This is a genomic window from Flavimaribacter sediminis, from assembly GCF_019492055.1.
GTDB classification, from domain to species: domain Bacteria; phylum Pseudomonadota; class Alphaproteobacteria; order Rhizobiales; family Rhizobiaceae; genus Flavimaribacter; species Flavimaribacter sediminis.
In genome coordinates this window covers 385,427-405,030 of sequence record NZ_JAICBX010000005.1, presented here as the reverse complement: position 1 = coordinate 405,030, position 19,604 = coordinate 385,427, and the positions used below count along the sequence as shown (strand labels likewise).

Below are 19,604 nucleotides of genomic sequence, written 5' to 3'. Positions count from 1 at the left end.
GAGGGAGGAGAGAGATGAGCACAGACGACAATCCAAAATCCGTTCCGGTGAAGGACGTGATGGCTGCAAGCGGCGCCATGCTGCAGAAGCAGCTTTTCGCGATTTTCACCAGCCCGGTCGACGGCCTTGGGCCGATATTCGCCAACATAGAAGAGCATTTGAAGTTCCAGGTGGAGCTGGAGCGCGAAGGCGTCATGTTTGCGGCCGGTCCGTTGTGGACCGACGATGGAGAAAGTTGGGAGGGCGAGGGGCTCGTCGTGGTCCGCGCCGAATCCAGGGAGGCCGCCATTGCGATCGCGGAGCGCGATCCGATGCATGTCAGCGGCGCGCGCAGCTTTCGCGTCAGGCCCTGGCTCATAAACGAGGGGACACTGTCTGTGCGGCTCGATTTTTCGACTCAAAAATTCACACTAACCTGAACAATTCATAGGGAGGAAACCAATGAGAATTCTGTTCGGACTGATGACTGCCGGCATGATCGCCATGCCCGGCGCACTTGCGGCTCAGGAGACTATCAACCTGACGGTCGCTTCCAGCCACCCCACGGTCATTCCATGGGTCGGCATGATCAAGTCCCATTTCATGGCCAAGACCGACGAAATCCTGGCCGAGGAGGGAAATTACAAAATTGACTGGAACGAGGCCTTCGGCGGCCAGCTCTACAAGGCCAATGCCACGCTGACCTCGGTCGAGGAGGGCATTACCGATATCGGCTGGGTCTTCTCGTTCCTGGAGCCAGCCAAGCTGCCGCTCAGCCAGGCGTCGAGCTATGCGCCCTTCTCGACGGCCAATCCGCCGGTGCAGCTCGAGGTCATGCAGGAGCTTCTGGACAACAACGAAGCCTTCAAAAACGAGTGGGAACAGTACAATCTCAAGGTTCTCGGTCTGACCGGAACCGACATGTACGACATCTACACGAAGACGCCGCTTGAAGGCATTGACGGCATCGACGGGCTGAAGCTTTCAGCCCCGGGCGTTCTTGGAAACTGGCTTCGGGGAACCGGCGCCAACGCCGTCGACGGCGCGCTGACCACGTTCTACACCGATATCCAGACGGGCGTGTCCGACGGCGTGCTGACGCTTGCTCTCGGCGCATTGCCGGCAAAGCTTTATGAAGTCGCGCCCTATATCAACCGTTTCGATGCGGGCGGGGCCTTCTCGGGCGCCGTGGCGATCAACCGCGACACCTGGGACACGCTTCCCGAGGAAGTCCAGAACGCCATGATCGAAGCCGGAAAGTATTACACCGACGCGCACGGCCAGGACCTTCTGGATCGGCACGAGTTCGCGCTCAACAAGATGGTTGAAGTCGGGGCGACGCAGGATCCGCCGGTCACCATCGTCGTCATGCCGCCGGAGGAACGCGCCGCCTGGGTGAACAAGCTTCCGGACATTGCGGGCGACTGGGCTGCCGAACTGGAAGCCCAGGGCGTGCCGGCCAAGGCGTTTCTGTCCGCCTATATGGACGGTCTTCGCGAACGCGGCGAAACGCCGGTTCGCGACTGGGACAAGTAAGTTCCGGGCAGCATGGCGCCGAATGACGAACAATCAGGAGTCCCCGAAGAGCGGGGGCTCCCCGGGGGAGCCGCAGGCCGGATCTGGCAAGTCTTCGTGGACGGGCTCGCCGCCCTGGGAACAGCGCTGATACTGGTGTTGATGACCATCATCTGCGCCGACATCGTCGTGCGCAACGGCATGGGATCGTCTCTCCCGCTCATCTCCGAACTCGGCGCGCTTCTTCTGGTGATGATCGTCGCCCTGCAACTGGCGACGACGATCCGGGCGGACCGTCTGGCGCGAACCGAGTTCTTCTACAGCGGCTTCAGGCAAAACCACCCGATCGCCGGCTCGTTGCTCTCGGCTCTTTTCAATCTCGTAGGGGCAGGCATGATTGGCGGCGTCGCCTGGGCGAGCATCCGTATTCTCCAGAAGGACTGGTCGTCCGGCGAATATATCGGCGTCCAGGGCATCGCAACGCTGGAGGTCTGGCCGTTTCGGGCGCTGATCCTGCTCGGCATGACCGTGGCGGCCATCGAATTTCTCTTACGCGCAGCAGTTGATCTCCGGAGCGCTCTGTCCGGCAGGAAGACATCATGAGTCCGGTCGAAATCGGCGCGGCGGCAATCGTCGGTCTTATCGTGTTGATTTATCTCGGCATGCCGATCGGTATCGGGATGCTGTTTGTTTCCTTCGTCGGCGTCGCCGCAATCCGCAGCGATCTGATCTCGCTGCGCATGCTGGGCGCGGTCGCCAACGATTCCTTGCGCGAATATCTGTTCGCGGTGGTGCCGCTGTTTGTTCTGATGGGGCTGCTCGTCACTGTTTCGGGGGTTGGCAAGGATACGTTCGACGTCTTCGAGCGGTTATTGAGGCGGGTCACCGCAGGACTCGGCATCGCCACCGTGTTCGCCAACGCCGTCTTTGCTTCGATCACCGGCATTTCCATTGCTTCGGCCACCGTCTTTAGCCGCGTCGCCGTGCCGGAAATGAAACGTCACGGCTACACCAAGAAATTCGCGACCGGCGTCGTCGCCGGCTCCTCGGTGCTGGGCATGCTGATCCCGCCGTCCCTGTTGATGATCGTCTATGCGGTGCTGGCGGAGGAATCGGTCGGCCGAATGTTTCTCGCCGGCGTCGGTCCGGGGATCCTTCTGGCGCTGATCTTTTCCATTACCATCATTCTGCTGGCCCGCACCAGGAAGAGTTTCGTCTTCGATTCAACGGACGACACGGCCGACTACACGGACATGTCCAGTCTGACCATGCTTCGCAAGTCCGTGCCGATCGTCGCCTTGATGCTGGTGGTGCTCGGCGGTCTCTATGGCGGGTTTCTCAATCCGACCGAGGCAGGAGCGGCGGGCGCCTTCGGCGCGCTGGTCGTGGCGATTGCGAGACGGTCGCTGAATGCGAAAACGTTCTGGAACCTGCTGGTCGAAACCGGCCAGATCACTGTTTCGGTGCTTTTCCTGATCCTCGCCGCAACCTTCTTCAGCCGCATGCTGGCGCTTTCCGGCGTGCCGCGCAGCCTGGCCGAATTGCTGCTGACCGGTCCAATCGGCCCGTATGGATTCCTGATCCTTTACCTGCTCTTGATCGTCGCGCTTGGGTGCCTGATCGACTCGATCTCGATCATGCTCATCCTGCTGCCTATCGCTCTGCCGGTTGCGGAAGCCGCCGGATTCGACCTGATCTGGTTCGGCGTTCTTACCGTGGTTTCGGTCGAGATCGGCTTGCTGACGCCGCCCTTTGGCATTTCCGTCTACATCATCAAATCGGCGATGGACGATCCGGATCTGCAGGTGGGCGAAGTTTTTCGCGGCGCCTTTCCGTTTGTGCTGGCGATGCTTGTGTGCGTCGCCATCCTGATCGCATTTCCTTCCATTGCGACCTGGCTGGCGCGGTTGTGAGCGAGTTTAGGAATAAGTGGACCGTGCGGCCGAGGCCTACAACACTTCGTAGACCTGTATCACCACACTAGAGGCGCGCCGCGCTCCCGTGCCGATGAAGACGGTGCGGTTGATCCAGGCGTAGCGCGGGTCGCCGCTGCTCAGGCGCGGCAGGGTCCGCATGTAGTATTCAGAGGGATCGACGTCCTCTCCGGCGGCCAGTCTCTTCAAGACTTCAGGCGGGCCGTGCCGGTAGCCGAAATTGCGGATGTCGATCAGCGCGCCGTCATGGGTTTCGATGGCGTAACGCGTGTCGAGTTCGGCGTATCCGACGTCGAAGACCGTCTGCCAGTCGGCGCCGAGATTGAGCACTCGTCCCGAAATCCGTTCGCCGCGCACTTCACCGCCGACGATCGGGATGATTCGCCACCGGCCGCCCGGCCCTTCTCCGTTTTCGATCGGGGTCGCGAGTTCCGCCACGATTTCGCAGACATGTCGCAGTTCGGGTTGTTGCATCTTGTTGTCCCTCCAGACGAATCCTCACCTTTAATAAACATGCCAATTCGCAAAAACGAAAGGGCCTCGCGCGTCGCATGATATTCGATAAGATGAGATTGACGAAACAGAATGGAGAGGCAGAACGATGACGACGATTTTGGGACTGTCTGGCAGCCTGCGCCGCGCATCCTTCAACACAGGACTGCTGCGCGCCGCCGTTGGCGTCGCGCCGGACGGCGTCACGGTCAAGGCGGGGTCCATTCGCGGCGTTCCGCTTTATGACGCCGACGAGGAGGCCGCCAACGGCCTGCCGGAAACCGTGCAGAGCCTGCAGGCGGATCTGAAGAGCGCCGATGCCCTGCTGCTTGTGACGCCCGAATACAATAACGGCGTGCCGGGCGTGTTCAAGAACGCGCTCGACTGGATGTCGCGCGGCGATGGTCTCGGTTATTTCAAGGGCAAGCCGGTCGCGGTGATCGGGGCGACGCCGGGAGGTTTCGGCACGATTCTCTCCCAGAACCACTGGCTGCCCGTGTTGCGTACACTGCGAACGAAGCCCTGGCTGGAAGGCCGTCTTTTGGTCTCGCGCGCGAAAAACCTGTTTGACGATGACGGAAATCTGATCGATGAGGACACCCGCGAGAATCTGCGGGATTTCCTCGCCGGCTTTGCGGCGTCGCTTGGACCGACGGCTTCCGGCGCAAGCTCTTGATGACGACATTTGTCGTTATCCTTTTTTGCCTGACTTATCTCGGGATGGCGGTGGGCCGCATTCCCGGATTGCGCGTCGACCGTTCGGTGATCGCCATGATCGCGGCGGTTCTACTGGTTGTGGCCGGCGCGCTGAGCGACGATCAAATCGTCGACACCATTCATTTTCCGACCTTGCTCCTGCTTGCCGGGCTCATGGTGTTTTCAGCGCGGGTGGGAGCGACCGGGCACTACGAGGCGCTGTCCCTCTGGATCGACCGGCAGTCGGCGCTCAGTATCTCAGATTCGGATACCAGGTCCGAGCACGGCCGTCTGGCGTTGTATCAAGGATCGTCCATAGCGGATCGATATCAGGCGCGCCGTGCGGATCCTGTCCGGTGTCGGCCATGCCCGCGCCAACCTCCTGGCTCCGGAAATAACGGATCGTTCCGTCGCGCCTGGTGAAGACCGTGTAGCCCGCAATATCGCCATTTTCGGCGCTGACGTAATCGCGCGTATAGGCGCCGCTCATGTCGGAGTAGATCTTGAGCTGTTTCCAGCCGCGCGCATTCTTTTCCTCTACAAGGCGTTCAATCGGGGATCGCGCCACCATGATGAGGGCGATGTTCTGCTCGAAATCCCGCTGTTTTGCATCGAGCGACGTCATCGATGATGTGCACATGGGGCAAGGATTCTTGCGTTGCGGGCCGAACATGTAGCTGTAGACGACCAGCGTATCCTTCTCGCCAAAAAGATCGGAAAGGGATGCCTGGCCTGCTTCGCCGACAAAGTGATAATCCGTGGTCACTGCGCCGCCTGGCGGAAGTTGGCGCCGCTTTGCGGCTACGCGTTCGATTTGTCGCCGCAGTTCGATCTAGTCTGCCAGCAGGGCGTTGCGGGTCTGGCTCTCGTTTGGAAAACGGGCCTTGTCGCGGGACGCAAGCACCTTTGCAGCGGTAAGAGGCGTATGGCTGTTTATGGAGAATTCCTTCGAAAGGTCAGACCGGGAGAACGGCTTGACTATAATGTTGATATCAACACAATAAAGGCATGTCAAAATCGGATTTCGAAAAATTCGCAACGACGCGCCACATCCGCGACCATTGTCTTTGTTTGAAAACCCAGAGGGTTGCTCGCGTGCTTGCGCGTCATTTCGACGAGGCGTTCCGGCCTCTCGGTCTGACCAACGGCCAGTTCTCGCTGCTGAACGCCATCAACCGGCCAGAGCCGCCGACCATGGGCTCCGTCGCTTTACTGTTGGCGATGGACAGGACGACGCTGACAGCCGCGCTCAAGGCGCTGGAGCGGCGCGGTCTCGTCGCGGTGAGCCAGGATCCTGAAGACAGGCGCAGCCGCAGGCTAAGGTTGACGGAGGAGGGCAGGGAACTGCTTGATGAAGCAACGCCCATCTGGCGTGATACGCATGCGGAGGTTGACGCCCTGATCGCCCAGACGGATGGGGAGAAACTGCCGGCGGCGATCGACCGCATCACCGAAGCGCTGCAGGACTAGACTGAAAGATCGCAGGGCGCCCCTCTCAAGATGGCGAGCATTATGACAAAATCGTAAGGTATTTGCGCTTGCGCCTGTTGTTTCCCGGTGCAATAGCTGCGGCATGAACTACGCCAGCAGCGATCCGGCGCAGCCGTCGCAATTGTTCCCGCAGTCGCCTCTGAAGCTTGCCCTTGGGGGCATGATGGCGATGGCGGTCGCCATGGGCATTGGCCGCTTCGTCTATACGCCGCTGCTGCCGGACCTCATGGAGGGACTGGGTCTGTCGTTCTCCCAGGCCGGCACCATCGCTTCCGCCAATTATGTGGGCTACCTCGTCGGCGCAGTGCTGGCCGGATTTGGTTGGGCGTCCTCGCGAGAGCGCCTGGTCTTTTTTCTGTCTCTGGCGTCGACGACGCTGCTTCTGGCGCTGTTGCCGCAATTCACGTCCATCGTCGCGCTGGGCGCCATCCGGTTTCTCGCCGGTGTCGCGAGCGCCTTTGCGATGGTGTTCGGGTCAACCATCCTCTTCAGCCATCTTGAAGTCGCCAAACGCACCGACCTCCAAGCGTTGCATTTCGGGGGCGTTGGCATCGGGCTCGTCGCTTCGGCGGTGCTGTTGATCATCCTCAGCGGCATGGATCACGAATGGCGCGCCGGCTGGTATGCGTCCGCCGCCATGGCCGGTGTGGGTTCGATCATCGCGGTCAGCCTCCTGCATACGGCGCCGGCGCAGTCTGCAGGCGCGCCTGCGCGCGAACCATCGCTGCGCTGGAACCCGGCCTTCACCATGATCACCATCGCATACGGCCTGTTCGGGATCGGCTATATCGTGACGGCGACATTTCTGGTTGCGATCGTCCGCGGCAGTTCCGAACATGCGTGGCTGGAAGGCCCTGTGTGGCTCGTCACCGGACTGGCGGCGATACCGTCGGTGTTCCTGTGGGCGCCCGTGAGACGAAAGATGGGGCTCGTCATTACTTTTATTGCCGGATGCCTCGTCGAGGCGGTTGGGGTCGCCGCAAGCGTCATCGTTCCGCCGCCGTACGGTCCTGTTGTCGGTGGAGCGCTACTTGGCGCGACATTCGTCGCCGTCACCGCCTACGGGTTGCAGATCGGCCGCATCTTTGCGCCGGAAGCGCCGCGCCGCGCGTTCGCCGTCATGACCGCCTCCTTCGGGATTGGCCAGATCATCGGTCCGTTGATCGCAGGATACCTCGCCGACATCACGGGAAGTTTCGTGCACGGCAGCTTGGCGGCGGCGTTTGCGCTTGTCGTCTCCGCAGTTTTCGCGATGCTGACCAGGGCGTACAGGACAGGAACATGACCATGACGCCCGGCTTCCGAACAGCGCAGGGTTCAACCAATCGCCGCCCCGGCCGGGGCGGTCGCCCATAACCGAGAGAACAAGCCGTGTTCAAATCTTTCTTTCCCCAGCCAAAGCTGTACTTCGCGTCATTCGCGGTATGGTCGTTGTTGTGTGTTTGCGCATGGTTTTTCCTATTCCGCGACCTGGGCGATAGCCTCAGCCTTGGACCCTTGTTCGGAATGGGGTTCCCAGACCTTCCCACGGAAGCAAACGCCGAGATCTCCGGAGCATTGCAGTCCGCGCAGACATACGCGGAAAACTTCTATTTCTATCAGTACTTTATAATCACAATCCTATTGTTTTGCGGATTCTGGTTCTGGTATTCGCCGCACAGATGGCAACGCTGGTCCGTTGCCGGATCAGCGGTGATTATTTTCGTCAACTGGTTCCTCGTTCAGCTCGACGTGATGATCAATGAGTGGTTCGGCGACTTCTACAATCTGATACAAAAGGCGCTAGGCGCGCCGAATTCTGTGACCGGCGAGGAATATTACTGGACGATCTTCACGTTCCTGCAGATTGCGATGGTCTATGTTTTTGTCGCGACCATCTTCCGATTCTTCGTAAGCCACTACGTGTTTCGATGGCGCAACGCGATGAACGATTACTACATGCGACACTGGCCCAAGCTGCGTCGTATCGAGGGCGCTTCCCAGCGTGTGCAGGAAGACACACAACGCTTTGCGTCGATCACCGAGGGATTGGGATTGAGTTTTGTCGATTCACTTATGACGTTGATTGCATTCCTTCCACTGCTGTGGGGACTCTCAGCCCAGGTAACGGAGCTGCCGATCATAGGTGAAGTAAGCCAAGGCCTGGTATTCGTCGTCATCATCTGGTCGGTTTTCGGCACCGCATTGGTCGCAGTAGCTGGAATTAAACTTCCCGGCTTGCAGTTCAATATTCAGTTAACGGAAGCGGCATACCGAAAGGAACTGGTTTTCGGGGAAGATCACGAGGATCGTGCGCAGCCGCTAACCGTCAAGGAACTGTTCGACAATGTCAGACACAGCTATTTCAGGCTCTATTTCCACTACGTCTATTTTAATCTGGTCAGGATATTCTACCTGCAGTTCGGCAATCTGATCCCCTACATCGCCTTGGGGCCAACAATCATCTCTGGCGCAATCACCCTTGGCGTCATGCAGCAGATCATTCGAGCCTTCGGTCGGGTAGAAAGCTCGTTCCAGTTCCTGATCAATTCCTGGTCCACGATCGTGGAACTCATGTCCGTCCACAAACGGCTTATGGCGTTTGAATCCGTCATTGGACCGGACGATCTGGCGCCGGACGAGTTTGCTCCGCAGCAACCTGCTCGATAAGGCATGTAAAGGGGCGTGGTTTGACTACGCCCCGCCATCCTCTGCGTTTTCCTGCAGCATGCGCATCGCGGTGCTGTAGGTGACGCAGGCGACGTCGGGCATGGCGCAGGTTTCCGTGGCGAAACGCTCCATCGCCCGCCAGTAGGCGCCGCCGTTCATCTCCACGAAGTGGAAACCGATCTGTAGCGGACGACGCTCGCCATTATATTGTTCGTCGAAGGCGCGCCGGAAAGCCTCAAAGCTGCGCGCCTCGAACTGTTCGGTGTTCTTGGCGTTCTCGAAGCCGCCGGAATGGCGCACGAACAGATTGTAGTCCATCGCGATGATGCGCCTGTTTCCCGGGCCTTCGGGAATGAGCGGCAGGTCGAAGGTCGTGACCGCGCCGTTTCTGCCAGGCATAACCGGGCCGCGCGAAACGCCGCTGGCGTCATAGGCAAAGCCGGAGGCGTTGAGCGCCGCATAAAGATTGCCGCTAGTGGAGAGATAGGGGGCCCGAAAGCCCTTGATCCCCGTGCTTGCGAATTCGCGCCAGCCTTTCGGCTCGCTTTCACCGTCGCCATTGCGCGCCCAGGCGTCCTTAAGCGCCTGTGAGAAGGCTGCAAACTCCTGATTCCAGTCGCGCGCACTCCAGTCCTTGCCATCGAAATGGCCGCAGCCATGGCTGGCGATTTCGTGGCCCTCCCGGCGCGCTTTCCAGATGTGGCCAAGACGCTGGCGCACGTCTTCATGCGAAGACGCGAAGCCGACATTCGACTTTCCGGCGCGGTGGTGAGGCGGATGGTAGGACCTGCCGTCTTCACGGGTCATGAGGAATGTGCACGAAAGGAAATAGGTGAAACGCGCGCCGGATTTCTCCGCGATCGTCCGGCTCTTGTCCCAAAGCGCGTTGTCATGCGCGCCGTCGAAGGAAATGATGACGAGTTGCTTCGGGTTTTCGGCGGAGTGGGTGGCCGCCAGGAGCGGAACGGATGCGGCGAGAAGGCCGCCGAGAACAATACTGGGAACGCGCTTCATGAAAGTGCAATATCCGGATCGTGATAGGGAAACGCCAAGCGGTTAGCGTGATTCGGTTCGTTCACACAGTCACTAAAGCTTACAGCGGCAAAGTTAAAATCACATTGACTGTAATGTAAGCTTATCGCGCAGAGGCGCAGCGCACGCATTTCTCGGCCATCGGATCTATGGCGAGGCGCCCGTCGACGATTTCCGCGTCGCACTCCACGCAATAGCCGTAGTCGCCGTCTTTCAGCCGGCGCTCCGCCATCTCGATCCGCAGAAGGTCGCGTTGTCTTTGACGTTCCTGGGCCTGCGCCATGGCCTGCTGCTGCATGGAGTCCATGCGTGACAGGCGCCCGACCGCCTGCTGGTCGAGCGTAACGGTGGCGCGGGCGCCTTCGGAGAGCTCCGACATCTCTTCCAGTTCGGCCTTTCGTGCGGCAAGGCGCCGTCTTGCAATGTCGATGTCAATCGCCATCTTTAAATGCTATGTCGTTCGCGAACTTCGGGCAAGTTGCGAGCGTACGCCAACCAGCCGTTCAGCCAAACGCAAGACGCTGGCAAGCAGAGGGGAAAACCATGTTCTGGCTCATCATCGGGCTAATTCTGTTTTTAGGCGCGCATTCGGTGCGGATTGTCGCCCCCGACTTCCGTCAGCGATTTATGGAAAGCCGTGGCGACAACGCCTGGAAAGGCCTCTACACGCTGGTATCCCTTGCCGGGTTGATCCTCATCATCTGGGGGTTCTCGATCGCGCGATACGGACCGATCATCTATGATCCGCCGCTTTGGATGCGCTACATCACCGAATTGCTGATGCTGTTCGCTTTCATTTCGCTTGCTGTTTCCTCCGTTCCGGCAGGAAAGCTGAAACCGGCGCTGAAGCACCCCATGCTGCTGTCGGTGAAGATCTGGGCGCTGGCGCATCTTCTGGCCAATGGCGACCTCGCGTCGTTGCTGCTCTTTGGATCTTTCCTCGTCTGGGCCGTGGCGGACAGGATCTCGGAAAAGCGTCGGCTGAAGGCCGGTATAACGCAGCCGACAGAACCGGGACCGGTGCGCAATGACGTCATCGCCGTCATCGTCGGCGTGGTCGTCTATGGGCTTTTCATTTGGAAACTGCATTACTGGCTGATCGGCGTTCCGGTCCACGCCTGAGACCAGGACACCGAGATAGCCGCTCAATTTGCGTCTGCCCCCCTTACATCAGCGGTAAAATCGGATAAAAGGCGCGGCTAACCCGATCGCTCTGCTTGAGCGGATCGCACAGATTTGAGGGCCGGCGCGCCGGTATTGCAGATGTCAGACGACAGTTTTTTCCGCGAAGTCGATGAAGAGCTCCGTTCCGACCGGATGAAGAGCATCTGGCAGCGGTTCGGCAAATATCTGATCGGACTTGCAATTTTGATCGTGCTGGCGACCGCGGGGTTTCGCGGCTACGAATACTGGAGCAAAAGCCAGGCGTCGAAATCCGGTGATCTCTTCCTGGAGGCAATTACGCTGTCCAACGAGGGCGAACTCGACGAGGCCCTCGGCGTGCTTCGCGAACTGGAGGTCGACGGTTACGGATCCTATGACGTGCTTGCCCGGATGCGCGCAGCGACCGTTCTGGCCGACAAGGAAGATTTTCGCGGCGCGATCGCAGAATTCGTGGATGTCGGACGGGACAATGACGTTCCGAAGGCCATTCGCGACGTGTCGCGCGTAAGGGCGGCCTACCTGCTGGTCGACCACGGTTCTTATGAAGACGTTTCGGCGCAGGTCGAGGTCCTGAGCGGCGCCGACAACCCCATGCGGCACTCCGCGCGCGAAGCGCTCGGTCTTTCAGCATGGAAGAACGGCAATTTTTCCCAGGCAGTCGAATGGTTTTCCCTGATCGTCGGCGACACGGATGCGCCGTCCAATGTCCGGCAACGCGCCGAAGTCATGCTCGACCTCATGGCCGCGGCCGGGCATGATACGAAGCAAACCTGACGCAACACATCTCGGCCTTTTTGTGCTGAGTCCCGGATGGACCTATGAGCTTTACCGTTGCCATTGTGGGGCGACCCAATGTCGGCAAGTCGACGCTTTTCAACCGGCTTGTCGGACGCAAGCTGGCGCTTGTCGATGATACGCCCGGCGTAACCCGCGACCGGCGACCAGGCGAGGCGCGCATCGCCGGCCTCAAGTTTCACGTCATAGACACGGCCGGTCTGGAAGAATCCGGACCGGACACGCTCGAAGGGCGTATGCGGGCGCAGACGGAGGCGGCGATTGCGGAAGCCGATCTGGCGCTGTTCCTGGTTGACGCGAAGGCTGGCCTTACGCCCGCGGACGAAACGCTCGCCGGCATTCTGAGACGCCACGGCAAGCCGGTCGTGCTTGTCGCCAACAAGGCGGAAGCGCGGGGCGCGGAGGCGGGGCTCTACGACGCGTGGCGCCTCGGACTTGGCGAACCGTGCCCGATTTCAGCCGAGCATGGCGAAGGCATGCTGGATCTGCGCGACGCCATCGTCGCGACGATCGGGGAAGAGGCGGCGTTCGCCAGCGAGGAAGCCGAGGCGAAGACGGATGTCGATGTTGCGGATGCGGCTGACGGAGAAGCAGAGCCGGTCTACGACGAGAGCAAGCCCTTGCGCGTCGCCATCGTCGGCCGCCCGAACGCTGGCAAGAGCACGCTGATCAACCGGTTTCTCGGCGAAGATCGGCTGCTCACCGGACCGGAAGCCGGCATTACGCGCGATTCCATCTCGGTTGAATGGACCTGGCGGGGCCGCCGCATCAAGATGTTCGACACGGCGGGCCTGCGCCGCAAGGCGCGTGTTCAGGAGAAGCTCGAGAAACTGTCGGTGGCCGACGCGCTGCGCGCCATCCGCTTTGCGGAAGTCGTGGTGGTCGTGCTGGACGCCGCCATCCCTTACGAAAAGCAGGACCTGCAGATCGCCGATCTCGTGATCCGCGAGGGCAGGGCGCCGGTGATAGCCTTCAACAAGTGGGATATGGTAGAAGATCGACAGGAAACCCTGACTGAACTGCACGAAGAAACCGAACGCCTGCTGCCGCAGGTGCGGGGCATCCGCGCAGTCCCGATTTCCGGCCAGACAGGCGAGGGACTGGACAAGTTGATGAAAGCCGTCACAGACGTGCACCGTCTTTGGAACACGCGCATATCGACGGCAAGGCTCAATCGCTGGCTCGAGACGATGCAGGTTCAGCATCCGCCGCCCGCCGTATCCGGCCGGCGCATTCGCCTTAAATACATGACGCAGATTAAGGCGCGGCCGCCCGGATTCATCATTTCCTGTTCGCGCCCGGAAGCGCTGCCGACATCCTATACGCGCTATCTGGTGAACGGGCTGCGGCAGGATTTCAAGCTGCCTGGCATTCCGCTTCGCATATCCTATCGCAAGGGCGACAATCCCTTTGCGCCGAAAAAGAAGCGGCGCTGACGCCGGCTGCCGCGCCAGAGCTTTCTCATAGTAATAAAAAGTTATTGAACCGAACTGTTTTTAATGAATTTCGCCCGATTAACGCTCCATAAAGGTTAATAGACCATCCTCCACCGGGATTTGGGTCGTATTGCGTACTGTGGAGACGGGTTTGCGTAACAAAATAGCTGCAATCGGACAGCTTGCCGCCTATGGCAGCGGCTGGTTCGTATCTCTTTCGTTCGGCGCGCTGGCGGTGATCTTCTCGACATCTCAATTGGCGTATTCGGAAATTGCGCCGATGGATGGCCAGTATGCCGGCAAGGTCCGCTGGCAGAGTTATCTGAGTATGCGTCCGGTGGATGCGTCCGCCGAGTTGCAGGAGGTGTTTCCAGCTCCCGATCCGGTGACGACGGGTTCCGTCAACGCCGACATCCAGCCGGAAAAGACGTCACGCCACGTCAACGCGACAAAATACGGAACTCCGGACGCGCTTCCCGACGAACAACGCGTCAATCGCAAGCAGAAAATGCGCCGCGTCATATCAACAACGCCGATATCGCCGCCGAAAAGCTTTACGGCCGGTTCGGTTTACGAGCGGACCAGCTTTCTCGACACGCCTTCAACCGGTCAGAATCCGCACATGGCCTTCGTCAAGCCTGACATCATGGGCCGGGAGGTGGAGATTGCCATGGCCTTCCACCATCCGGTCGAAGATGACGTGAAAGCCAAGATGCCGGTCATGCTGGCGGAACTCGTCAATAACGACAAATACGACGTGCTCGCGACCGCCTATGCGCCGACGGAACCCGATTATGTCCGCAATTCCCCCTTTGCTTCGATCCTCAACGCCGAGGAGGAGCAGGGACGGTTCCTGCCGCCCATCCTGAAACACGACCACAGCTGGGCCGGGACTGCTCTTCCGGAGACAGTCTTCTCGGACAGCGAACAGCAGTGCCTTGCGTCAGGCATCTATTTCGAGGCCCGCGGCGAACCGGTGAAGGGACAGGCGGCTGTCGCCCAGGTGATTCTCAATCGCGTGCGCAATCCGGCCTATCCGAACACGGCCTGCGGCGTCGTCTACCAGAACAAGCGCTGGCGCAACCGCTGCCAGTTCTCCTTCGCCTGTGACGGCATTCGCGACAGGGTGCGCTCGAAAACCCATTGGGAAATGGCGAAGGACGTGGCGATGGCCGTGACCGCCGGCAAGATATGGCTGGAGGAGGTTGGCTCCGCGACGCATTATCACGCCGTCTATGTGCGACCAAAATGGGCGCGGACAATGAAGAAGGTCGGCCGGATCGGGCTGCACGTTTTCTACCGCACCTATGGCGGCGGCTGGAGCTAGGCTTCCGGCGAATCTCTTTAAAAAACGACCTCCCGGTGAGCAGCTTTGGCGCCCTGCGATGCGCCAAAGTGCTGCAGCGCGGCGCGATTCTTCCGAACTTCCGCAGGGAAGAATCGCGAAAGTCTTTTAAATATATGATATTTATATGAATTTTAGTTCGCGGGATGGTCGCTGACCCGCCTTGACTTGGCGGGGGCGTAAAACTATGTTGCGCCCGACTTCGAGACGGCCCCGTTCGAAGTTGCCTGGCGCCTTCTGGAGTGCGACACAGTGAACACATCGTCGCAAGACAGCGGATCAAACGATCCCGGCGCGGGCAGCGAAGAGCGGAAATTGTCGACCAGCGATCTCGAGGGACGCCGTGAACGGCTGGAAGCGGAACTTGCTTCACGCCGGGTTGCCGAGAAGAAGGAAGCGGAGAAGAACGGGACAGCGCCCTACGCGCGAGCGTTTCAACTCTCCACGGAATTCATCGCAGCCATCTTCGTCGGCGCCTTTCTGGGCTACTGGTTGGACAGGTTTGCCGGAACGACGCCCTGGGGCATGATAATTCTGCTGCTTCTGGGTTTCGTAGCTGGGGTATTGAATGTCATGCGTTCGGCGGGCGTGATTGAAGAAAATCGCGTCCTTCGGTCAAATGACGGGGACAATAACGACGCCGGCGCGAATTCCGGCGACTGAGAAAGAGGCATCCGGTGGCAAACGATCCGATCCACCAGTTCCAGATCAATACGCTGATTCCGATCGAGGTCGGCGGACTTGATTTTTCCTTCACCAATTCTTCGCTGTTCATGGTCGCAACCGTCGCCTGCGCGTCCGCATTCCTGTTCTTCACCACATCGAACCGGGGCATGGTGCCGGGTCGGCTGCAATCCGTCTCCGAGATGGCCTACGAGTTTGTCGCCTCCATGTTGAGAGACGGCGCGGGGACGGCCGGGATGCGCTTTTTCCCGATGGTCTTTTCGCTGTTCATGTTCGTGCTGGTGGCCAACCTGATTGGCATGTTCCCCTACTTCTTCACCGTAACAAGCCATATCATCGTCACCTTCGCGCTCGCGATGCTGGTGATCGGCACCGTGGTCGTCTACGGCTTCATGAAACACGGGCTGCATTTCCTGAACCTGTTCGTTCCGAGCGGCGTTCCGGGCGTGCTGATGCCTCTGGTCGTCGCGATCGAGATCATTTCGTTTCTCTCGCGCCCGATCAGCCTCTCCGTTCGTCTGTTCGCCAACATGCTGGCGGGCCACATCACCCTCAAGGTCTTCGCCGGCTTCGTCACGTCGCTCGGCGCGCTTGGAGCGATAGGCATAGGCGGCGCAATCTTGCCGCTCCTGATGACTATCGCCCTGACCGGCCTCGAATTTCTGGTCGCCTTTCTGCAGGCCTATGTCTTTGCGGTGCTGACTTGCATGTACCTCAACGACGCCCTGCACCCGGGTCACTAGGAGAAAACACGGCGCACAGTCGCCAGGATCAACCGCAAATTTCCCATTCGAAGGAGTTCACAATGGAAGCGGAAGCAGCAAAATACATCGGCGCAGGCATTGCATGTCTCGGCATGGGCGGCGCAGGCATCGGCCTCGGAACAATCTTCGGCAACTACCTCGCCGGAGCCTTGCGTAACCCGTCGGCCGCCGACGGCCAGTTCGGCCGCCTGATCTTCGGCTTCGCCGTGACGGAAGCCCTGGGCATCTTCTCGCTGCTCGTCGCACTTCTGCTCCTGTTCGCAGTCTGATTTATCAGGTTGCTGGACCGCATTGCGGTCCGAGGCGCTGCCCGCGCGGCGCCGGGCTTAATCAGCCGTAGCGCCTGATCCGCATTCGCGGATTGGCGCTTACGGATTTTTTGGAGGCAGATATGCTGGTCTCAACAGCGTATGCAGCGACGGAAACGGCGGAGCATGCCGGCGAACACGCCGGCGGCGGGAGCTTCCCGCCCTTTGATCCGGGCTATTTCGCATCTCAGCTTCTATGGCTGATCATTACGTTCGGCCTTTTCTACCTGTTCCTGTCGCGCGTCGTCCTGCCGCGTATCGGCAGCATTCTGGAAACGCGACGCGACCGGATCGCCCAGGACCTCAACGAGGCCAATCGCCTCAAGGAAGAGGGCGACCTCGCCATCGCCACCTATGAAAAGGAACTGGCGGATGCGCGGTCGCGCGCCCACGGCATTGCCCAGAAAGCGCGTGACACGGCCAAGGCCGACGCCGACGCGGAACGGGCGAAGGTCGAGGCCGAGCTTTCCGAAAAGATCGGCAAGGCGGAAGCCGAGATCGCCAATGTGAAAAAGCAGGCGATGTCGAATGTAGACGCGATTGCCGCAGACACGACCTCGGCCATTGTCGAGCAACTGATTGGCGATCAGGTTTCGAAAGAAAGCCTCGACTCGGCTATCAAGTCGGCGTCGGGCCAGGGAGACTGACATGGACGCAACGTTCTGGGCCTTCGTGGCCCTCATCATCTTTCTTGCCCTCATTGTCTACCTGAAGGTTCCTGGAATGCTCTCCTCGTCGCTTGACGAGCGGGCGGCAAAAATCCGCAACGAACTGGACGAGGCGCGTCGCCTGCGCGAGGAGGCCCAGCAGTTGCTGGCCGAATATCAGCGCAAGCGCAAGGACGCTGAAAAGGAAGCGAGCGAACTGATTTCCGCTGCCGAGCACGAAGCCGCCGGCCTGGTGCAGGAAGCTCGTCAGAAGACTGAGGAATACGTCGCGCGCCGCACTGCCATGGCTGAGCAGAAGATTGCTTTGGCTGAAACTGAGGCGGTCAACGAGGTTCGCCGGCGCGCCGTCGATATCGCCGTCGCCGCCGCCGAAAAGCTTATCGTCGAAAAGGCTGACGCCAAGACACAGAACCAGCTTTTCAAGGATTCGGTCGCCGAGGTTAAAAGCCGGCTGAACTGAGGTTCAAGACTGTATCGTGTTTTAAAGCCGGGGCTCACGCTCCGGCTTTTTTGTTTTGGGTGCTCATGCTGGTTTGTTCGGAAGCGTCGTGAGCCTATTCACTCTGCATCCACCCGGATCGGGCGGAAGCTCATCCTGTGCAGAGCGCAGGGACCGTGGTCGGAGAGCGCCGCGAGATGGGCTTTTGTTCCGTATCCGACATGTTTTTCGAAGCCGTAGTTTGGATGCAGCAAGGCGGAATGCCTCATCATCCGGTCCCGGGTGACCTTGGCGACGATCGAGGCCGCTGCTATCGACAGGGAACGTGCGTCTCCGCGGACGACGGCGCTGGCCGGGCAACATAGCCCCTGGGGAACATCGCGGCCGTCGATCAGCGCGTGATCCGGTTGTCGCGTCAGCCCGTCTACCGCCCGCCGCATGGCGTCCAGGCTTGCAAGCAGGATATTGGTCCGGTCAATGCCGGATGGACCGGTGCTGGCGATAGCGACGTCCGCTGTAGTGAGGATTCGTGTGAACAAGGAGAGGCGGACATCCTCCGACAGTTTTTTCGAGTCGTTGAGACCTTCGGGAATGTTGTCCGGATCAAGGATGACGGCGGCCGCCACGACCGGTCCGGCCAGGGGGCCGCGTCCGGCTTCGTCGACGCCGGCGATCAGCCGATCGGGACTGCCAACGGTTTTCTCCAGCATGTAGTCGGGAACGGAGGGTTGATCCTCAAACAGTCGCTTTTGGCGTTTTCCGGACGCCTGTTTGCGGTCTTTTGACTTTGGTTTGCTGGGAGAATCGGAAGGTCTGCGCGACATGGTGCGGCACAATCGCACGACCCTCCGATTCCCCGCAAGTCCCTCCTGTCACCGGATGGCGTGGCGCGTCGACGACGGGGTGTCGCAGCGCTGGACGCTCCGATGACCCGGCCCGGTGCACGCGGCTCGTACGCACCGGACCCGGCAGCGGCGCCGGAGGGAAAGCCGTCGGGATTGCCAGGGGACAGGCAATGGCGACGGAAGCGGCTTTTACAAAAGCGACAACTGAACTCCCGAGCCGTTGGGGGGCGTGAAAAGGTCAGTGCGAAGCGCGCGCCCCTTCTTTTCAAAGCCAAGCCTCCTGGTTGTCAGATCGAAGCGGCGCATCAACTGCCAGGCATACGGACCTGCGCCTTTCATCCTGGTGTTGAACTCTGCGTCGTAATCCTTGCCGCCGCGCATCGAGCGCACCAGCGACATGACGTGCCGATAACGATCGGGATAGTGGCGAAGCAGCCAGTCCCTGAAGAGCGGGCTTACCTCATGCGGCAGGCGCAGCAGGATGTAGCTGGCGGTGAGGGCGCCGGCGGCCTTCGTCGAGTCAAGAATGCGCTCCATCTCGTGATCGTTCAGCCCCGGAATGACCGGCGCAAGCATGGCGCCGACCGGCACTGCCGCTTCGGACAGCGCGCGTATGGTCTCAAGCCTTTTGACGGGCGTGGCGGCGCGCGGCTCCAAGGCCCGGGAGAGCTTTCGGTCAAGAGTCGTCACGGAAAGGGCGACCTTGACAAGATTTTTCTCGGCCATCTGCCCCAAAATGTCGATATCACGCATGACCAGCGCCGACTTGGTGACGATGGTGACAGGATGATTGGCGGCGTTCATGACTTCCAGTATCTGCCGCATGATCCGCCAGGTCTTTTCGACCGGCTGATAGGGATCAGTATTCGTGCCGATGGCGATAGGCTTCGGCGTATAGCCGGGTCTGGAAAGCTCGCGTTCGAGCAGTCTCGCCGCATCGGGCTTCGCGAACAGCTTCGTTTCGAAATCAAGGCCCGCCGACAGCCCCATGAAGGAATGGGTGGGTCTGGCGAAACAATAGATGCAGCCATGCTCGCAGCCCCGATAGGGATTGATCGAACGGTCGAAGGAAATGTCCGGCGATTCATTGCGGGTGATGATCTTGCGCGGTTTCTCGATCTGCACTTCGGTTTTTGCGGGAGGCAACTCTTCCAGCGTCGACCAGCCATCGTCGAATACATGGCGGGATTCGTTTTCGAACCGGCCAGCCGGGTTGAGGCCCGCGCCGCGTCCGCGGCGTCTGTCGATCTCCACGCGCATACCGGAGCGCGCCACCATGGCGTCCGCCAGTTCGGCCCTGTTGCCGTGATCGAGAGCAGTCTGTCTCAGGTGCGCCAGTTCGCTCATTTCACCAGATCTTTCCGTTTC

Annotated in this window: 22 protein-coding genes and 1 pseudogene; 17 read left to right on the top strand and 6 right to left on the bottom strand. The window is 60.0% G+C overall.

Features of this window, described 5'->3' with window-relative positions:
* Window positions 1-14: 14 nt before the first annotated feature.
* From K1W69_RS23845 to K1W69_RS23830, 4 genes are all read left to right on the top strand, one after another.
* A complete protein-coding gene (locus K1W69_RS23845; protein ID WP_220230956.1) occupies window positions 15-419 on the top strand; it encodes a YciI family protein in 405 nt (134 codons plus the stop codon).
* A gap of 22 nt (window positions 420-441) precedes the next feature.
* On the top strand, window positions 442-1,515 hold the full coding sequence (locus tag K1W69_RS23840) for a C4-dicarboxylate TRAP transporter substrate-binding protein (protein ID WP_220230955.1): 1,074 nt from the start codon (window positions 442-444) through the stop codon (window positions 1,513-1,515).
* A 96-nt stretch (window positions 1,516-1,611) separates the two neighbouring features.
* Complete coding sequence (locus K1W69_RS23835) at window positions 1,612-2,097, top strand: TRAP transporter small permease subunit (protein ID WP_370688300.1); 486 nt, start codon at window positions 1,612-1,614, stop codon at window positions 2,095-2,097.
* Complete coding sequence (locus tag K1W69_RS23830; protein ID WP_220230953.1) at window positions 2,094-3,407, top strand: TRAP transporter large permease; 1,314 nt, start codon at window positions 2,094-2,096, stop codon at window positions 3,405-3,407. Before K1W69_RS23835 ends, K1W69_RS23830 begins: the two co-directional genes overlap by 4 nt.
* A gap of 36 nt (window positions 3,408-3,443) precedes the next feature.
* Here the strand turns inward: K1W69_RS23830 and K1W69_RS23825 are convergent, their stop codons facing one another.
* Entirely contained in the window at window positions 3,444-3,902 is a 459-nt protein-coding gene (locus K1W69_RS23825; protein ID WP_220230952.1) for a DUF3237 domain-containing protein, read from the bottom strand.
* A 127-nt stretch (window positions 3,903-4,029) separates the two neighbouring features.
* On the opposite strand from K1W69_RS23825, the gene K1W69_RS23820 reads away from it, so the two are divergent.
* A complete protein-coding gene (locus K1W69_RS23820) occupies window positions 4,030-4,596 on the top strand; it encodes an NADPH-dependent FMN reductase (RefSeq protein ID WP_220230951.1) in 567 nt (188 codons plus the stop codon).
* A 270-nt stretch (window positions 4,597-4,866) separates the two neighbouring features.
* Here K1W69_RS23820 and K1W69_RS23815 read toward each other — a convergent pair.
* Window positions 4,867-5,553 (bottom strand): annotated as a pseudogene (locus K1W69_RS23815) (DUF899 family protein).
* Between the two features lie 71 nt (window positions 5,554-5,624).
* Here K1W69_RS23815 and K1W69_RS23810 point away from each other — a divergent pair.
* The 3 genes from K1W69_RS23810 (at window position 5,625) to sbmA (ending at window position 8,756) form a co-directional block, all read left to right on the top strand.
* The gene (locus tag K1W69_RS23810) at window positions 5,625-6,086 is read left to right on the top strand and encodes a MarR family winged helix-turn-helix transcriptional regulator (protein ID WP_220230950.1); all 462 of its coding nucleotides are present in this window, start codon (window positions 5,625-5,627) and stop codon (window positions 6,084-6,086) included.
* Between the two features lie 103 nt (window positions 6,087-6,189).
* Window positions 6,190-7,392 carry a YbfB/YjiJ family MFS transporter gene (locus K1W69_RS23805; RefSeq protein WP_258571312.1) on the top strand — a complete coding sequence of 401 codons (1,203 nt, stop codon included), beginning with the start codon at window positions 6,190-6,192 and terminating at the stop codon, window positions 7,390-7,392.
* Window positions 7,393-7,478: 86 nt separating this feature from the next.
* On the top strand, window positions 7,479-8,756 hold the full coding sequence (gene sbmA / locus K1W69_RS23800) for a peptide antibiotic transporter SbmA (protein ID WP_220230949.1): 1,278 nt from the start codon (window positions 7,479-7,481) through the stop codon (window positions 8,754-8,756).
* A 24-nt stretch (window positions 8,757-8,780) separates the two neighbouring features.
* Here sbmA and K1W69_RS23795 read toward each other — a convergent pair whose 3' ends face one another.
* Both K1W69_RS23795 and K1W69_RS23790 read right to left on the bottom strand, forming a co-directional pair.
* On the bottom strand, window positions 8,781-9,770 hold the full coding sequence (locus K1W69_RS23795; RefSeq protein ID WP_220230948.1) for a polysaccharide deacetylase family protein: 990 nt from the start codon (window positions 9,768-9,770) through the stop codon (window positions 8,781-8,783).
* A 121-nt stretch (window positions 9,771-9,891) separates the two neighbouring features.
* Complete coding sequence (locus K1W69_RS23790; protein WP_220230947.1) at window positions 9,892-10,230, bottom strand: TraR/DksA family transcriptional regulator; 339 nt, start codon at window positions 10,228-10,230, stop codon at window positions 9,892-9,894.
* A gap of 101 nt (window positions 10,231-10,331) precedes the next feature.
* On the opposite strand from K1W69_RS23790, the gene K1W69_RS23785 reads away from it, so the two are divergent.
* From K1W69_RS23785 to K1W69_RS23745, 9 genes are all read left to right on the top strand, one after another.
* Window positions 10,332-10,910 carry an NnrU family protein gene (locus K1W69_RS23785; RefSeq protein WP_220230946.1) on the top strand — a complete coding sequence of 193 codons (579 nt, stop codon included), beginning with the start codon at window positions 10,332-10,334 and terminating at the stop codon, window positions 10,908-10,910.
* Between the two features lie 141 nt (window positions 10,911-11,051).
* Window positions 11,052-11,726 (top strand): tetratricopeptide repeat protein, encoded by a 675-nt coding sequence (locus K1W69_RS23780; RefSeq protein ID WP_220230945.1) that lies wholly within the window; start codon window positions 11,052-11,054, stop codon window positions 11,724-11,726.
* Between the two features lie 44 nt (window positions 11,727-11,770).
* Entirely contained in the window at window positions 11,771-13,183 is a 1,413-nt protein-coding gene (gene der / locus K1W69_RS23775; protein WP_220230944.1) for a ribosome biogenesis GTPase Der, read from the top strand.
* A 151-nt stretch (window positions 13,184-13,334) separates the two neighbouring features.
* On the top strand, window positions 13,335-14,510 hold the full coding sequence (locus K1W69_RS23770) for a cell wall hydrolase (protein WP_258571311.1): 1,176 nt from the start codon (window positions 13,335-13,337) through the stop codon (window positions 14,508-14,510).
* A 270-nt stretch (window positions 14,511-14,780) separates the two neighbouring features.
* Entirely contained in the window at window positions 14,781-15,191 is a 411-nt protein-coding gene (locus K1W69_RS23765; protein ID WP_220230943.1) for an AtpZ/AtpI family protein, read from the top strand.
* Between the two features lie 14 nt (window positions 15,192-15,205).
* Window positions 15,206-15,955: a F0F1 ATP synthase subunit A gene (locus K1W69_RS23760; RefSeq protein ID WP_220230942.1), complete on the top strand. Its 750-nt coding sequence runs from the start codon at window positions 15,206-15,208 to the stop codon at window positions 15,953-15,955.
* 62 nt (window positions 15,956-16,017) lie between these two features.
* Complete coding sequence (locus K1W69_RS23755; protein WP_035521724.1) at window positions 16,018-16,245, top strand: F0F1 ATP synthase subunit C; 228 nt, start codon at window positions 16,018-16,020, stop codon at window positions 16,243-16,245.
* Window positions 16,246-16,367: 122 nt separating this feature from the next.
* The gene (locus K1W69_RS23750; RefSeq protein ID WP_220230941.1) at window positions 16,368-16,931 is read left to right on the top strand and encodes a F0F1 ATP synthase subunit B; all 564 of its coding nucleotides are present in this window, start codon (window positions 16,368-16,370) and stop codon (window positions 16,929-16,931) included.
* 1 nt (window position 16,932) lies between these two features.
* A complete protein-coding gene (locus K1W69_RS23745) occupies window positions 16,933-17,412 on the top strand; it encodes a F0F1 ATP synthase subunit B (protein WP_220230940.1) in 480 nt (159 codons plus the stop codon).
* Between the two features lie 98 nt (window positions 17,413-17,510).
* Here the strand turns inward: K1W69_RS23745 and rnhB are convergent, their stop codons facing one another.
* A complete protein-coding gene (gene rnhB, locus K1W69_RS23740) occupies window positions 17,511-18,215 on the bottom strand; it encodes a ribonuclease HII (RefSeq protein ID WP_258571310.1) in 705 nt (234 codons plus the stop codon).
* Window positions 18,216-18,425: 210 nt separating this feature from the next.
* Window positions 18,426-19,583, bottom strand: coding sequence for a PA0069 family radical SAM protein (locus K1W69_RS23735; RefSeq protein WP_220230939.1), 1,158 nt, complete (start codon window positions 19,581-19,583; stop codon window positions 18,426-18,428).
* Window positions 19,584-19,604: the final 21 nt, after the last annotated feature.

Bases quoted from the DNA above. Each gene is read 5' to 3' on its own strand.
- K1W69_RS23810 (WP_220230950.1), top strand. From the start codon at position 5,625: ATGTCAAAATCGGATTTCGAAAAATTCGCAACGACGCGCCACATCCGC.
- K1W69_RS23845 (WP_220230956.1), top strand. From the start codon at position 15: ATGAGCACAGACGACAATCCAAAATCCGTTCCGGTGAAGGACGTGATG.
- K1W69_RS23825 (WP_220230952.1), bottom strand. From the start codon at position 3,902: ATGCAACAACCCGAACTGCGACATGTCTGCGAAATCGTGGCGGAACTC.
- K1W69_RS23745 (WP_220230940.1), top strand. From the start codon at position 16,933: ATGGACGCAACGTTCTGGGCCTTCGTGGCCCTCATCATCTTTCTTGCC.
- K1W69_RS23750 (WP_220230941.1), top strand. From the start codon at position 16,368: ATGCTGGTCTCAACAGCGTATGCAGCGACGGAAACGGCGGAGCATGCC.
- K1W69_RS23735 (WP_220230939.1), bottom strand. From the start codon at position 19,583: ATGAGCGAACTGGCGCACCTGAGACAGACTGCTCTCGATCACGGCAAC.
- K1W69_RS23820 (WP_220230951.1), top strand. From the start codon at position 4,030: ATGACGACGATTTTGGGACTGTCTGGCAGCCTGCGCCGCGCATCCTTC.
- K1W69_RS23795 (WP_220230948.1), bottom strand. From the start codon at position 9,770: ATGAAGCGCGTTCCCAGTATTGTTCTCGGCGGCCTTCTCGCCGCATCC.
- K1W69_RS23790 (WP_220230947.1), bottom strand. From the start codon at position 10,230: ATGGCGATTGACATCGACATTGCAAGACGGCGCCTTGCCGCACGAAAG.
- K1W69_RS23830 (WP_220230953.1), top strand. From the start codon at position 2,094: ATGAGTCCGGTCGAAATCGGCGCGGCGGCAATCGTCGGTCTTATCGTG.
- K1W69_RS23780 (WP_220230945.1), top strand. From the start codon at position 11,052: ATGTCAGACGACAGTTTTTTCCGCGAAGTCGATGAAGAGCTCCGTTCC.
- rnhB (WP_258571310.1), bottom strand. From the start codon at position 18,215: ATGTCGCGCAGACCTTCCGATTCTCCCAGCAAACCAAAGTCAAAAGAC.
- K1W69_RS23785 (WP_220230946.1), top strand. From the start codon at position 10,332: ATGTTCTGGCTCATCATCGGGCTAATTCTGTTTTTAGGCGCGCATTCG.
- K1W69_RS23805 (WP_258571312.1), top strand. From the start codon at position 6,190: ATGAACTACGCCAGCAGCGATCCGGCGCAGCCGTCGCAATTGTTCCCG.
- K1W69_RS23840 (WP_220230955.1), top strand. From the start codon at position 442: ATGAGAATTCTGTTCGGACTGATGACTGCCGGCATGATCGCCATGCCC.
- K1W69_RS23755 (WP_035521724.1), top strand. From the start codon at position 16,018: ATGGAAGCGGAAGCAGCAAAATACATCGGCGCAGGCATTGCATGTCTC.
- der (WP_220230944.1), top strand. From the start codon at position 11,771: ATGAGCTTTACCGTTGCCATTGTGGGGCGACCCAATGTCGGCAAGTCG.